This window comes from Pollutimonas thiosulfatoxidans (assembly GCF_004022565.1).
Lineage (GTDB): Bacteria > Pseudomonadota > Gammaproteobacteria > Burkholderiales > Burkholderiaceae_B > Pusillimonas_D > Pusillimonas_D thiosulfatoxidans.
The window spans coordinates 3,122,995-3,137,584 of record NZ_CP022987.1 but is presented as its reverse complement, the minus strand read 5'-3'; the positions used below and the strand labels follow the sequence as shown (position 1 = coordinate 3,137,584).

Below are 14,590 nucleotides of genomic sequence, written 5' to 3'. Positions count from 1 at the left end.
CTATGCGAGTGCCGTGTTCAAAACGGGGCCTTGTCCGAGTCGGACAGTGCGCTTGTGCTGATGGTGCGCAAATGACCGTCCCCCACATAAGGAATCACGCCCAAGGCGCGGATCTGCTTGACCGTCTGCCGTGCGCAATCCATATCGTCCGGAGGACAATAGTCAATAGCGATGATGGGAAGCTTGTAACGTTGTTGTATTCGTTCGATTTGCTTCAACAACCAGGCACGGTCGTCTTGGCTGACCTCAACGTAGCGGCCTTCTGTTTGATCCCAACCGCGATAGAGCGATTCGAACGCTACGGCATACACGTCCTGATGTATGGCCGGCAAAAGCTCAAAACCCCGATTGAGAATCAGCTTGGCTTCGGGGTACTTATCCTTGATGGCGCGTATCAAACGCAACAGGCCTTGCCGGCTGTGCTCCAGCTGAGCGTCGTTAAGATCCAGCAGCTCGTAGGAATCGAGCGTATCAAGAAAGAAGCCGGTGTAGCCGCGGTTCCACAACGGTGTCACCACGCTTTCAACAAAGAAGGAAGGCCAGCCGGGCGTTGCCGGATCGATGATTTCGGACTGCCAGGCGCTATTCAGGCCTGCCCGCCAGCTCAGGGGAACATCAAAGTAGTAATCGCGAAAGGCCGTGATCTCTGTGGCGCTGACATAAGCGAACCAGTCGGTTTTTGAGGCCCCTGCTGTCGCATGCGGTGGCGGGGGAGACAGTAGACCGGCATCGGGCTCGACGACGGCCAGCTGGAAGGCCCGCAAGCTGTTCCAGTTGGCCGCATCACCATAATAGAAGACAGCGTTGCGCAGCGCTTCCGCGGAGATGGCCGCCGGGGCCGCCAACGACAAAGAACCCAGGACAGCCGCTAAGACGCGGCGGCTAGCCCTTGCCTTGAGCCATGTAGGTGTCATATTCCAATGCCTCAAAGTGGCGGTCCAGTAAATATAAACCCAGCACGACGGTGATCAAAAGCGCGACGACGAAGCCATAGCCGTATGCGGACGGCCCCAGCTCCAACGTCGTCCACGTCAGCGTGCCGTTCAACACGACAAAGAGCGATGTCAGCACCAGTACCAGGCGCCGCTTGTCAAGATAGAAAAAAATATTAAGCACGCCCAGGAATACTATCTGCAGGCTGGCGGCCACGACATCTATACGCAGCAAGGGTAAATAAAGCGGCGAGATCCCGATGTACTCCAATAGCCGGTCGCCAAAGCCATAAACCAATAAGGCGACCACCGTCTGTATCTTGAGGATTTCGTACAGCGCAGCACGGGCGCTATACACCATCTCGTCGCGCGAACGCCGAATATCATCCAGCGTGCCGCCATCGCGCACGGCCCCGTAGTAGTCGTTGTAATGGTCAGCGAAATCGGTCTCCATACGAAGCAGGAAGACGGCAATGCCCGGAATAATGCAAAGATAAGAAATGAAGATCGGTATGTCGTAGATAACGGATGCCCGCAACGGGCCAATAATGTTGGCACCGGTGGGCGCAAACCAGAACATGAACTTGTCCAGCCACACGCCCAAGTTAAAGAGGAAGCCCACGGCGATCAGGATGGGATAGGCGCGACGATAATCGAGCATCTGCCAGGATACATAGTGCGTTGAACGAAAGCGTCGATGAATGCTGCCATTGAGCACCATCAGCAAGATGGCCTGCCCCGCGACAAAGCCGGCCAGGAGGCCATTGAGGCCATGCTGGGCAAACCACACCGCCCCCAGCACAGTCAGGCCATAGCCTAGAAAGAAAGCCAGCAGGATCGCACCGTACTGTTTGATACTGGCCAGGAAGGTAGTTGCCACCCACGTGTTACTTAGAATCACGAAGGCCATCACCATGAGCAAGCGATACACCAGGGACAGACCATCGAAGTATGCCCAGCTGATCAGCACCCCCATCAGCCCCGTAACGGCTGTCGTCAGCAGGCTGATGGCATGGTAGCTGGACAATATCTGGTCAAGTTGGCGCTCGAAGACGCGATCAGATACGTAACGTGTAAAGGCCAGTTGCACCAGGCCCGTGACGATCAGGCTGACGGCAATAAGATAAGTGACCGACACCTGAAACTGCACGAGTTGCTCGGGGCGCTGCACGGCAGACAGGCTAAGCAAGCCGACCAGCAAGATACCCACGATTGACAAAACCAGCGGCCCGGCGCTGATTACGCCTGCATACAGATAGGCGGTGACGGTGCTGCCCAGCGTTCCTGGACTGAGCAGCCGACGTAGCTGCAAGCTGATGCCCGACATCAATCTTCCTCCATCGCGCGATCGCGACGATAGCTCAAAAGATTGGCGTAGACGCTTTCGTAGCTTTCCCGCATCAGGCTGTCCGCGTAATAACATTCTACGCGTGTTATCCCAGCCGCTTGAGCCGCTGCCCAGCGCTCAGGATCATGAAGCAAGCCCAGAACGGCAAGGGCGAACTGATCCGCGTCTGCGATTTGGACTACTGCACCCGCCTCGCCGAGCGCGCGGTCAGCGTCGCTGCGGCCCTGTATCAGTTGACGGCACGAACCCACATCCGTCGCGACCACGGGCACGCCAGAAGCCATAGCCTCGAGTATGACCAGTGGCAAACCTTCGCTGATGGAGCTCAACGCGACAAGACCGATCTGTGGCATGAGCTCGTCTATCTTCTGGAAACCCTTGAAATGGATATGAGACTGCATCCCCAGGCTGGCCAATAGGTCGCGGCACTCGCCTGCATAGGCGGGGTCTTCGTCCTGAGGGCCGACTATCCAGGCTTCGATTTCTGGATCGTTGCGCCAGGCGATATACATCGAGCGTATGAAGGTCTTGATGTCCTTGATGGGGACCACCCGACCGATCAATGCGACCACCTTGGGGATATGGGCAGGCCGCAGGCTGCGCAGAGGCTCGAACCGGGCAATGGAAATGCCATTGGGAATACTGCGTGTCTTCTCCTCCGGCGCCCCGTCCCGTATTTGCCGCTGGCGGTTGCCCTCGTAGAGAGCAATGATCTCGTCGGCCGCGTCGTAGCACATCCGCCCCATGGCCACGAAAAACCGCAGCCATAGATCCTGAAAATATCCCAACTGAGAAATATCCCGCTCGATCAGTCCGCGGTTGTCATGTATCCATTGACTTTGCAGCAGATCGATTTTGCGCTCTTTGGTATAGATGCCGTGCTCGGACACCACCAATGGCACTTTGTTTCGATGGCGCAGCATGGCGCCCAGCAGGCCCGCATAACCGGTTGAAACGGTGTGGTAAAGCCTGACCGGAATAAGCTGCTCCGCGATCTGGGCCAGTTGCCACAACGGGCCGTGTATCATACGCACCGTCCAAAAATAATCAGTGAACGATGGGTCGGTACAATGCTCATCGTAGCGCTCGGCAATGAAGTCCCAGGCATGACGGCCATGCAAAAACTGCGCTTCGTCCAGGTCCTCGCCGGGCCGCATCGCAGGCAGTATGTCGTGCAGCACGCGCCCCAGTGCACCCGGGCATGACTCTGATCGAAACTGATCATGCAGTTGAACCATCCGCTGCTTACTGCCGGCGCTGGCCTTATGCTTGGGCGATGATGGCGTCGCCCGCAGTTCATGAATGAAGTGCTCTTCGAAGTGAACGACGTTGGGCGGCAATTCGTACTGTGGCTTGCCATAATCTTCACGCCGCCCGCCAATAAAGACCACCGCAAATCGATACTGCGGGAAGCTATGTATCATCTGGTGCACCCAGGCCGATACACCGCCCCGCACATAGGGAAAAGTCCCTTCCAGCAATAGCGCGATGTCCGCGGATTTGGCCTTGCGATCGGTGATGTTCATGTGAACCAATACCTCTTGACGGGCTCGTAGGGCGACGGGGTGGCAATGCCCTTGAGGGCACTCAGGCTACGCGGAACGGCGGCGTACTGGCCTTGCTGGAAATCTGTTTCGGCCAGCCAGGCCGCCAATCGATGAGCCGGAAAGCCGTGTTCCTGAGCGCGCGCCAGATACTCGCGGGCCTGTTCGGGCTCGGATTCGATCAACGCGCTGCGGCCAAGCAAATACCACAAATTGGCCTGTTTCGCATTGCGCATCAGTGCCTCGTGCGCATATTGGCGCACACAGCGCAAGGTGAATTGCCGTAGCTCGCCGTGTACGAGATTTTGATAAACAAGCTCCCAATGCAGCTCGGCCAGCCGCCCGGCAAGCTGCGCATGTTCGCTGTCGGACTCGGACTCGTCCAGCAACTGGCGGGCGATGAGGATTTCCTGACGGATACGATTTTCCGCCGCGTCGAAGATGCCATAGGCAAGCAGGCGAATCTCTTCGACCGGGTCGGACAACAGCTTCCGCAACAGTCCGCCACTTACATTTGAGGGCAGTTCGCGCAGCCCAACCATGGCTTGCAAGCGTTCATCGGCCGACAAGCGGACATCGCGCAATCGACCCAGCAAGCGCAATCCCGCCCCGTAAGTGACCTGCCGTATCAGGCTGGGGACAACCCGCGGTCGCGGTACGAACTGAACCAGCGGTACGCGCCGGACAGGCGGCATGAACACTATGCCCAGAGCCGTGGAGGCAATGATGGCCTGCCCCACGATCGGAAGCAAAAGGCAGAGCAGAAAGCCATGCACAAACAAGCTGCGCCATTGCCCATGATGTTGCGTGGTCCCCATGTTGGCCATCCAGCAACCGGCGGCGAGAGCCGCCCCCAGTTGCCATAACGCGCTCTCCACCAACAGCCGCTGAGCATCAAGAAATTCTGCGAAGCGAAATAGCGCCATGCCCTGCAACATCAATGCCAAGGCCCCCAGCAAGAAGAACAATAGCGCTCTAGTCATGCTGACCTCGGTACAGCAGGTGGCGCAGCGCGAGGCCAGGAGCCTGGACGGGCACCGCAAGCGCGTCCACGCGTACACCCATGCCGTCCAGGTCGAGGCCGAGCCGGACCTGACATTCTCGCTGCATGCGTAAACGGTAAGCATGGGCCGCTAAGGTATCGGTCAGCGGGAGCAGCACGAAAACAATGGAAGCCTGGTCGCTTGCGTGTACCCAGATCAGATCCAGGCTGCGCCGTTCGCTGCGCAGGATATCGATTGCGGATTGATAAGCCGCAGCCTGCGGGAACCTGAATGCCATTAGCGTAGAGGGTATCCCTGCCTCATCCGACACGCGCGCCAGCCGCCCGAGCTCGAGCGCAAACTCATCCGGGCAAGCTGGTACATGCTGACGGATGCCTTTGACAGAAGCGGTCTGGCTCCAGCCGTCGACGTAGTAATTGGACAAAGTGCGCAGCAGCTGAAGATTTTCTGTGGTCAGCGCCAGAAACGGCATACTGCGCACCACCAGCACGGCAACCAGTCCTCTGTCGTGAGCGACAATGGGAACACAGGCAATATATGCACTGCTTTGGCAATCAGGCGAGCGCAAATGGGTAAGCTGATGAGTCTCCAGGCAGGCGACCAACAGGGAGTCCTCAGGCTCCAACGGAAAGTCCGCGCCTATCGAGGCCAGTGCGTCTGCGGCCAGACCGTCGCCCGTCGCCCGGAAAATTGCGGCCTGATCTACGCTGCATACGCTGGCCGCGTATTCCAGCAATTGCTGCATACCGGGAGCTTCCTCCGAGCCCTGCATCGCGCGGCCCGCCTCACGCAATTGTGCGACGGCATCGCGTAGCGTCACCGGGCGTCCCAGCATCTCCCTTTCCATATGCTCGTGTGACGCACACAACAGATAATGACTGGTAATAAGCGAGCCCAGCCTGTCATCCAGATAGTCGTTTGCGGCGCTCAAACGCCGTAAACGTCCTCTCCACAGGTCGCTACAGTGCCCGGCCACAACCAGCTGTATCATGCCGCCTGCAAACAGGACCGTGGGAATCGAGTACTTGGCCGGGTCATAGAGCAGCCACGCGGTAGCCAGGATGCACAGACCGGCCACGACGCCCAGCAAGGCGCCATAGCGCAATGCAAAAATCGTCGCCAGCAGCCACAACCACGGATACGGAGAGTCGATCAGTAGCGGATCACCCGGTCGCAAAACATAGCTCAGCCCCAAAGCCACTGCCATCCCTGCCAAGACCTCCACGACTGCAAAGCCTCGTAAACCATTCGGTGCGACGATGGCGAGATAGCGGCTTTCGCGGCCAGCGGAATCAGCGGTGGTGCGTCGACCGGTGTCGGTAGACAGGGTGACAGTGTTCATGATGGCGTCGCTCACGGTTGAATAGGTGCAAGAAGCTGACTGATCAGATCATGACCGACGCCGGCAAGCGTCGAGCGGCTCCAGCCGCTACGACTGCCCATTGCACTCCAGACCACCTCACCGGTATTTAAATCAACGACATCGAACGACAGCCCGACGACCGGCTCCCCGTCTATCCCGACCTTGTACCGCCACTCTTGCACTGCACCAGTCAAGGCATATTGAGCGCCCGCATCACGTGCCCACTCCAAAGCCTGCGCGCGCTGCTGATCGGTGTTGTTCAACAAGTAGGTTCCTGCTGAATCACTGAAGGGATAAGTGGCAAGCTGCGTAAAGCCCTTTTGATGCAACAGATTCTGTGCGATGCTTTGCGCTCCCAGCGCTGCGCCGGGGGTCTCGGTGTAATTGCTTAAAGGTACCAGGGCAAGCTTGTTCAGTTGCGTCCATGATGGCGCTAGCCCGACTTGCGTACTGGAACATGCGCTGAGCGCCAACAGCGCTGCTAATCCAGCCCATCTGTTGCACCGCGCTTTGATTTGCATCTTCATATTGTTGCTCCCTAATCAGAAAAACAAGCGGTAAGTCAGGCCTATCTGCCTGGATGAACGTGTACCGTCGCCGGCGGCGTTTTCGTACTGGTAGAAGAGACTGAGACGGTCTTTTCCGAGCACCGGTCCACTCAAGCCTATTGCTACCATCGGACCCCAGCCTTGATTGCTGTCTCGAACCAGGCCGACATCAGCATAGGGCCGCCAGGACGGGCCAAATGAATTGGGGTTCGATGCCCCAAAACCCACGACCACGCCATACCGGGTGTAGCTTTGCGGCATGATCACCGACGACAAGGGCGCTTGGCCATCAGGCATAAGTCGCGAGAAGCCAGGCACCAAGGTATCCTTGGCCGAGAATGAGCCACGCTCAAACACGCCCCTTACGTTCAGATCCGGTAGCAAAGGGGGCAGGCGCACACCGGCTTCTGTGTTGAAGACATAGCCGTGACCCAAGCTTTCTCGTTCCTGGCTGTATAGGCGTAGCGCCTCCACACTCGCGTGCACAAACCAGCGAGACTCGGGCGACCAGTCCAGCGTGATTCGCGCCAAGTCCTTGATGCCGCCCACCTGCAAACTTTGAGACAGATAAGTGGGCTGATTGCGGCCGATGAAAATTGCCGGCCGGAAAGTGCCGTAGGGATTGATCTGCGCCATGAAGCTGACGGTATGGAAGGACTCCAGCGCCTTTCGATGGCCGACCGTCAAAGCAAGTTCACGCGCCGGCGTGATATCAGTCAGCGTCAGGTTCAAGCTGCGGTCATTGCGCGGCACCCATGCCAACTGTGTTGCATCCGTCGTCTCCTGGTGCTTGTTAAGGACTTCGAGGTCGGCACTGAGACGACTGGTGAGATTCATGCGGCCACTAATAGCTGTCGCCTGATACTCCAGCGGGTGGGTGGACACATGGGCGACATCCACACCCACAGCCTGGGGCGTCCGCATCAAAAGCTGCGTCAACTGGGCATGCCGCTCGTCGCTGTCGGGCGCGGCTTCAGCCAACTGATAAGCAATAGACTGAGCCTCCGGAATCCGGTCCATGGCGACCAGCGCGTTCAGCTTCGCCTGAGGCGAAAGACGATCGCTTTGAACCAGCTCGCCAACCACATCCCAGTTTCGACTTTCCGCTGCCAGGTACGCCTGCGTATCGATACGAGCGGGGTCATCAGCCTTATATTCCCGGGTCAGCCACGCGCGGGCCAGTTCGTTGTGACGGCCCGCCAAAGCCCAGTGCAGGATCAGCGCTTTCACTGCCACACGGTCGGTGACCGGTGCCCCGGCGTCGCGAAACACCTCGGTCGCGTTCATGGCGTCTGCCGGCTCTTCGGGCTGCATGACGACATCGAGCGGCGGCAAGCCGGGCAGATCGCCAAGCATGGATACTCGAACGGCCTGATCGTTCTTTGCGACGAGCTCTTCTTCCAGCAACTGGAAGACCATGGCTTTGTGATGATCGGCCAATGCAAACCGGGAGCCCAGTGTGGCTGCCGTTACACGCCGGCTTTCTGCCTCCTCGATTCCGCGCTGCAGGCGGTCTTCGTGCTGTGGCGCTGGCACTAAGGGTTCGCTTTGCAATGCCTTCCATGCTTCAAGACGCAATTTCTGGCCCAGGCCCGGACGCCCTGCGGACTCTTCAGCGTCAGCCAGCGCCGCAAGAATCACGGGGTTATGTCCGCTGCGCTCGGCCTCCCGACGCAAGTATTGCGAGGCTGCCGCGGCGTTGCCCAGGCGTAGTTCCCCGGCAGCATAGGGCCCCCAATACAAGGAGTTGCCTGCGGCATGTGCGCGAAATGCCATCAAGGCACTGCGCAGTTCGGGAATCGTCCCGTATGCCGACAACGCCCACAAATAGGCAAGCCGTATGTCATCGCTTGCATGGGGTAAGCGGGCTGCCTTGCGCATATCGCTAAAGGCAGCGTCCAGGTCGCCCTTTTTAATGTAGTAGCTGGCCCGCGCTATCAACATATCAGGCGTACTTTCCAATGCTGTGTGCTGCTCGGGTGTCAGTTCATCCAGCAAGAGCCCGACACGCGGCCATGCAGGACTTTGCGAATAAAAATACAGTGCTGACTGCAACGCGGCGGTCGCGCCGTTTTGGCGAAACTCGGCTTCTGCCGCCCTTCCCGCATCTACCGGGTAGTCCGCGTAGAAAAATGTGAGTTGGCGCAAATCATCCGTGGTCGCGCCCCCCGAAGAGATGAGTTGTCGGTGGGCAAAATGGGCCTCGTCGTCCAGATGAAGGTCGCGGGCCAGCCCTGCATACAGCCGCCAGTACGGAGCGTGCAAGGGATCCGGCCCCGCATGATCACGAACCCGCCGCAGGACCTCTATCGCCTCCTGCCTTTGGCCGCTACGCTGTTGGATTATGGCGATATGCATGGCGTACAAGGGGGCCTGCGGGTGCTCCGCCAAAAGCTCCCCATACGCATCCAAGGCTAAGTTGTCACGTCCGGCCCGTTCGGCCAACCCGGCATAAGCTTCCAACACTCTGGCGCGCTGCTTGCCCTGGGCATGGCCTTGCAGATACTGCAAGCCCTGATCAATCTGTCCCAGCTTTTCGTAAGTGGCAACCAGATCTTCCAGAAGCGCCTCGTCCGAGGGGTTGCGAGCGTAGGCACGCTTGGCTGCGGACAAATAGACAGTGGTGTTATTAGTCTGCCTGGCCATCACGGCTACCTTTTCCCAGGCGGTCTGCTCGCCCGATTCGAGCGCATACCGCAGCCAGTAGTGCAGCGCCTTCTCCGCCTTGCCGTTCCATTCAGACACCTGGGCGAGCCGCGGCAACCATATCGTAGGCGCCATGCCGCGCTTCAGGGCTAGCTCGGCAGTTGTCTCGGCCTCGTCCAACTGCCGGCTTTGAACCAGCGCTGTGAACGCAAGATCAAGGTCCGACTCCAGATTCTTCGGGTCGTCGTCGGAAGGCATGCTGCCCGGGTCCGACACCAATATGCGGCGCGGCTGTATGTCAGACCATTGAAGGGCGGAGCGAACAGGCAGCCCCTTGCCAGACCACACCGCGGCATATGCCCGCCATTCGCCCGATGAAGCGCGCTCGGCATGGGCCGGGCCGCCTGCCCCTGGCGCATTACCCTGGGCCCCCGCTGACCCTTTCTGCGTGGCTCCGATGAGCTCTCTTGCGTAGCCAGCCAAAAGATCTGCCCGCCCGGCCTGCCGCGCCAGGCCGATAAGGTAGCGCAGCGTCTCCAGGTCGCCGGCCAGCTCTTGCCTGTGCCGCTCTGCCGCAATGCAGGCCTGATTGACGTCGCCGGAGGCGACATAAGCCTGTAGACCTGCAATAAAGTACTTGCGCTTATCCGCCAGCTCACTGACCATCGCCTGCGCATCGAAATAGGCATCGGCTGCCTGCACATACTCGCCCCGCTGCAGCGCGGCCTCGGCAAGTTGAGCCTGCCACTGCACAGCATTGCCGCCATCCAGCTGTACCAGCTTTTGCAGCCATTGTTCCTGTAGCTTACCCGCCCCTGCCGCCTCCGCCCGTTGCGCCAGCCAGCTCAAGCCGGATACATCCCAGCCATCGTAGGCTGCAGCTTCTTCCAGTCGCTGGCGGAAGACCTCCATCGCGGCCGGGCGTTTTGGGTCATCCACCTGATGTTGATAGGCAATCTGCTCGGCGGCGGTCACGCGCAGCAGCAACAGGCGCGGTCTGTCGGCTTCCGGGCTGCTCTCAAGCAGCGCGTCGGCGATATCCAGAGCGGAGTTCCAGCGTGCCAGCTTCATGTAGCGGGCCAGTAGATCTTCTTGCGCCTGCCAGATAGCGTCCGGGCCTGTTTGGTCGGGGTGCAGAAACTCCCAGGCATGCATGAAGGCATCGGGCTGCTCTAGCTGCGCAGCCAGCTCCAGGACCTGCTCCCAGGCATGCGCGTCATTTTGTTCCCTGGCTGCCATCAACCAGTACCCTAAGGCTTTGTCGCGCTGATTTCGCCACAGGGCCAGTTCGGCAAGCCGAGGGGCCCATTGGCTGACAGGCTCGCCAGCCACCAGCGCCTGGCGTCCGGCCGCCTCGGCTTCGGCCAGCAGGCCGGTCTCCACAAAGGCTTGATACACCAGCTCGTACTCCGTGGGCGTATCGCGCTTGTCGAAAGCTTGGGGCCCGGTCACCGCGCTTATGTGATGTACGGCCGCGCCATCGGTATGTACGCCCATGGGGCGGCTGTACATCATATGGATGCGTGGCAGGACCTCGGCTTGCTGTGTCTGCCCCGCCACCCGCAGCAAGGCGCGCGCATAATAGGCAATCAGGTCGCGACGGTCAGCCTGTCGTGCCAGCACCAGCATATAGCGCAGGGTGGCTCTGTCCGCCTGTAGTTCGCCCAGATTGGCATGACCCAGTTCACAAGCCTGGTCCACCGCATTCGCTGCGACCAGCGTGTGCAAGGCACTCAAGAAGAAATGTCGCTGTCCATCAAGTGTCGTGCTGGCATGATATGCCGCGATATATGCCTTGGCCGCTTCTATCTCGCCGTTGCGCGCAAGCGCCGCCTGTGCCAGCTTTTCATGCCACTCCTGGGCATGGGCCGTGTCTGCCTCGGCGAGCTTGCCGTACAAGCGCTCGACGATTTGGTAGGCACCGACGTCCCGCGCTTTTTCTGCCAGGCTTGCCAGCGTTTCGACATCCCAGGTGTATTCAATTGCTTTTTCCAAGGCCAGCCTTACGTGTTTCAGCGCTTCGGCCCGGCGTGGGTCTGTTTGCGCATAGCCATAGGCCCACTGCTCGCTTGCTACGGCTTGCAAAAGCAAGGCCTGGCGGCGAGCGTCTTCATCACCGCCCATGCCTTGCAAGCGATCGGCGATCTGGAAGGCGGCATCCCATTGACCCAATTTAAGATGCTGAACAGCCAGTGCATTCAAATACATCGGCGTGTCGGGTCGCACGCGCAACAAACCTTCGAGATATGCCACCGACAATGCCGACGGCGGGGAAGCCGCAACCCGGCGGGACAGCGATTCCTCCGTCGGAAACGATGCCGCCAGGGCCAGCGTAATGCCGGCGCCCAGCAATGCGGTAAGCCAGACTGGGCACAGGTGAACTCGTTGTTTAGCCACAGTCGACCTCTACGGAGTGATAATTCACGGAAGGGGCGACATTGCCGCTGACGCTGATGCGGCGCAGCCCGCTCTTCAGAGGGGCCGACGTGTGCTGACCGTCAACCGCAACACGACAGTCCCTCGCGTTGGCCACCAGAATAAAAGGCTGGTAATAGCCGCCAAAGTCGAATCGCATGCTGTCGCCGACCCGAGAAAAATCCCGCACGAATCCCGATGCCGTATGGATATATGGCTGGGCGTTGCGATCCGGCGCCGACATGCTGAACTTCGCCTGGCGAGCCCCCATGTGGATGTACAAGCCGCCTGGGCCGGGCATATAGCCGGCAAGCCCCTGCGCCGCATCGATGTTGGGCACGGCGTTGCCGGGCCAGCGCAACTGACGCAGGTGGTCTCCCGTACGCACCAGCCAGGCATCGCCGTCACGCGCGACGACAGTCCGGCGCCACTCCAGCACTCGGCGTATGTAGTCGGACGTGTAGACGGGGACCACGGGCTGTTTGAGGGCCGAGTCGAACACCGCTCTGACCGCATCGAGCGCCGCCTTTTTGGTTGCGGAGTAAAAGTGGTAGTAAATATCCAACGCCTGGAAGCGGATGGGTGTGTCCGTCATCTCAAACGTTTCCAGTACGCGCTTGTAGCCGTAGAACGGGCCGGTCCAGTTGCCGGTATAGACGTTTTCATTCATGGTGGCCGCATAGATCTGGAATTCACCGGGATCAGGTCCATGAGCAATCCCGTAAGCGGAAATCTTCGTCCAGCTGGGTGCCTGGCGCGTAATGGTGGTGTCGCCGCCGTTCATGTTCAAGACGCCTGCCCGCGCCACGCGGCGCAATACCGAGGCCGACGGCATGGCATCGCCGGACCACAGGAAAACCTCTACTTTCTTTCCTGCCGGGGCGAGATGGCTATTGATATAGTCGATCGACCCGTCGACTTCGCGATTGACGTCCATCTCATAGCCCTCGATGGGCAGATTGAACGGGTAGCCATCATTGCCCGACAAACGGAAGCGTTCGTTAACCGGCTTGCGCGCTCCCAGATCACCATCGATTTCGGTCCAGAAAAAAGGATGAGAATAAGTATGGCTGGCGATCTCTACGTGGGGCAGGGAGAATATCTTCCTGGCCACGGGTTCAAGCTGTGACGACAGCGTTGGATAGACGCCTGTCTCACTGGTTTCACCTTCAATGACGGAGACCGTCATGGGGACCGGGTATCGCTTGAACACCCAGTCATAAAGAATCTGGCCACTGTATTGCTTAGTGGCTCCAGTGAACTCACCGCGAGAGGCAAAGCCATCACCGTCTACTTGCGTAAACATCAGGCGGCGTCCATTTTCCGAGGTCACATCGGGGACCGGCATGTCTGGCAAGGCCAAGGCCCTGCGGTAGAAATCCAATGGGTGCAAGGGCCAACGATATTGGTCTGCCGTATCCAGATGCATATGGTAAGGAGCCAGTGCAAACCCGCCCCATGGCGTCAGGCCGGCGACGTCGTATTGATGCTTTCCTACGCCCACACGTAACAAGGAGGTCGTTTCCGGCCCGGCTTCGATACCTACGATCGCACGCGGATCAGGCGCTGGCATCACTTCGAATCCGATGACCCCATCCTGAGAAATGACATGCGCACCCGTAGGCACTGTGGGGCGAGGCACGATCCTAAGCGACAATTGCCGCGCGGTGGGGCCATCCAATGCAAATCCAAACTGGCCCATGAACACCACCTTCGTGCCATTCCGTATCTGACTGAGGACCCACCGACGCCACGCCGTCGCGTTAGTGACCGAATTCTGCAGCGCTATGACGATGCCCGCATATCGATCGTTGTTGACCCGCAAGGGCAAACCCGCGTTTGCGTCGGCATAGTGCACGTCGTAGCCCAAATAGTTCAGTGGCATCGACATGGTGAATGCCCCTGTCGAGGTCTGCAAAGACTCGTCTTTTTCCAGGACCTGCACCATGAGTATTTTTCTGGGCATGACCTCGATATGCCCCACACCAATCGTATCGATGGCCGCGCTTGTCACATAGGGCGTCCAGCCATCCGCCTCGATCTGTTTGGCCCGCTCGCGGCGACATGCCCGATCGCCTTGAAAGCAATAATCCAGCGCGACGATCTGTAAGCCAGGGTGTCGATCCTGCAATACTTTCAGCGAGTCTCGCGCCGATTCTTTACTGGATAAACCTGCGGGGGTTCGCGCCGCTCCATACGCCGACGCCGAGGTATAGATGCTGTCCACGACTACAGCATCCAGCTCATCGGCAATCGCGCCTGCCAGGGCCAAATGATTGCGCAGGATGACGCTCGCTTCGGGGTAGGCTTGCTTGATGGCGGCGATGAGCTGACGCAACTGCTGGTTCGCGTCTTCGTTGGCTGCCCCCAGAGGCTGGCCGTCATCCACCAGAAAGCCGCGATATCCTTGTTTCCATAGTGGCGACACGACTCGTTGTATATAGTCGGGCGTCATCGCTGATGTGTCCACACGCAGGCGTGCCAGCCAGGTCGTCAGCGGAGCATCGGCCTGCGAAGGCGGGTTCGCACGGCCAGGATCAATCACCACCAGGTCGAAAGCACGGAGCTCGTCGACGGGAACATCACTTTGATAGTAAAGGGCAATATTGCTTCGCGTGGCTGACGAAGGGGCAATTTCAGCCTGTGTCGTCGGGGAACACACAAGGATGGCGGCGCAGCCGACTATCGTGGCCACGCCCCTTCTGCATTTGCTCCAAACGCCAGGCAACACTGATGCAACGCTGGCGCGCAGCGACAGAACCCCACATGTGGTACTCATTACCCCTTCCC

8 protein-coding genes are annotated in these 14,590 nt (G+C 59.2%); all 8 read right to left on the bottom strand.

Features of this window, described 5'->3' with window-relative positions; translation table 11 throughout:
• Window positions 1-17: 17 nt before the first annotated feature.
• From CKA81_RS15200 to CKA81_RS15165, 8 genes are read right to left on the bottom strand one after another with little or no spacing between them, the layout of a single operon-like run.
• Window positions 18-914 (bottom strand): endo alpha-1,4 polygalactosaminidase, encoded by an 897-nt coding sequence (locus CKA81_RS15200; RefSeq protein ID WP_128356050.1) that lies wholly within the window; start codon window positions 912-914, stop codon window positions 18-20.
• Window positions 883-2,259 carry an exopolysaccharide Pel transporter PelG gene (gene pelG / locus CKA81_RS15195; protein ID WP_128356049.1) on the bottom strand — a complete coding sequence of 459 codons (1,377 nt, stop codon included), beginning with the start codon at window positions 2,257-2,259 and terminating at the stop codon, window positions 883-885. The genes CKA81_RS15200 and pelG overlap by 32 nt, the downstream gene beginning before the upstream one ends.
• Window positions 2,259-3,806 (bottom strand): GT4 family glycosyltransferase PelF, encoded by a 1,548-nt coding sequence (pelF, locus tag CKA81_RS15190; protein WP_228255736.1) that lies wholly within the window; start codon window positions 3,804-3,806, stop codon window positions 2,259-2,261. The genes pelG and pelF overlap by 1 nt, the downstream gene beginning before the upstream one ends.
• Entirely contained in the window at window positions 3,803-4,807 is a 1,005-nt protein-coding gene (locus CKA81_RS15185) for a hypothetical protein (RefSeq protein WP_128356048.1), read from the bottom strand. The genes pelF and CKA81_RS15185 overlap by 4 nt, the downstream gene beginning before the upstream one ends.
• On the bottom strand, window positions 4,800-6,170 hold the full coding sequence (locus tag CKA81_RS15180; RefSeq protein WP_128356047.1) for a PelD GGDEF domain-containing protein: 1,371 nt from the start codon (window positions 6,168-6,170) through the stop codon (window positions 4,800-4,802). The genes CKA81_RS15185 and CKA81_RS15180 overlap by 8 nt, the downstream gene beginning before the upstream one ends.
• Before the next feature lie 11 nt (window positions 6,171-6,181).
• Window positions 6,182-6,718 (bottom strand): DUF4136 domain-containing protein, encoded by a 537-nt coding sequence (locus CKA81_RS15175; RefSeq protein ID WP_128356046.1) that lies wholly within the window; start codon window positions 6,716-6,718, stop codon window positions 6,182-6,184.
• A 15-nt stretch (window positions 6,719-6,733) separates the two neighbouring features.
• Window positions 6,734-11,782: a tetratricopeptide repeat protein gene (locus tag CKA81_RS15170; RefSeq protein WP_128356045.1), complete on the bottom strand. Its 5,049-nt coding sequence runs from the start codon at window positions 11,780-11,782 to the stop codon at window positions 6,734-6,736.
• Window positions 11,775-14,579 carry a sugar ABC transporter gene (locus CKA81_RS15165; protein ID WP_128356044.1) on the bottom strand — a complete coding sequence of 935 codons (2,805 nt, stop codon included), beginning with the start codon at window positions 14,577-14,579 and terminating at the stop codon, window positions 11,775-11,777. The genes CKA81_RS15170 and CKA81_RS15165 overlap by 8 nt, the downstream gene beginning before the upstream one ends.
• Between the last annotated feature and the right edge of the window lie 11 nt (window positions 14,580-14,590).

Bases quoted from the DNA above. Each gene is read 5' to 3' on its own strand.
- CKA81_RS15165 (WP_128356044.1), bottom strand. From the start codon at position 14,579: ATGAGTACCACATGTGGGGTTCTGTCGCTGCGCGCCAGCGTTGCATCA.
- CKA81_RS15200 (WP_128356050.1), bottom strand. From the start codon at position 914: ATGACACCTACATGGCTCAAGGCAAGGGCTAGCCGCCGCGTCTTAGCG.
- CKA81_RS15175 (WP_128356046.1), bottom strand. From the start codon at position 6,718: ATGAAGATGCAAATCAAAGCGCGGTGCAACAGATGGGCTGGATTAGCA.
- CKA81_RS15180 (WP_128356047.1), bottom strand. From the start codon at position 6,170: ATGAACACTGTCACCCTGTCTACCGACACCGGTCGACGCACCACCGCT.
- pelF (WP_228255736.1), bottom strand. From the start codon at position 3,806: ATGAACATCACCGATCGCAAGGCCAAATCCGCGGACATCGCGCTATTG.
- pelG (WP_128356049.1), bottom strand. From the start codon at position 2,259: ATGTCGGGCATCAGCTTGCAGCTACGTCGGCTGCTCAGTCCAGGAACG.
- CKA81_RS15185 (WP_128356048.1), bottom strand. From the start codon at position 4,807: ATGACTAGAGCGCTATTGTTCTTCTTGCTGGGGGCCTTGGCATTGATG.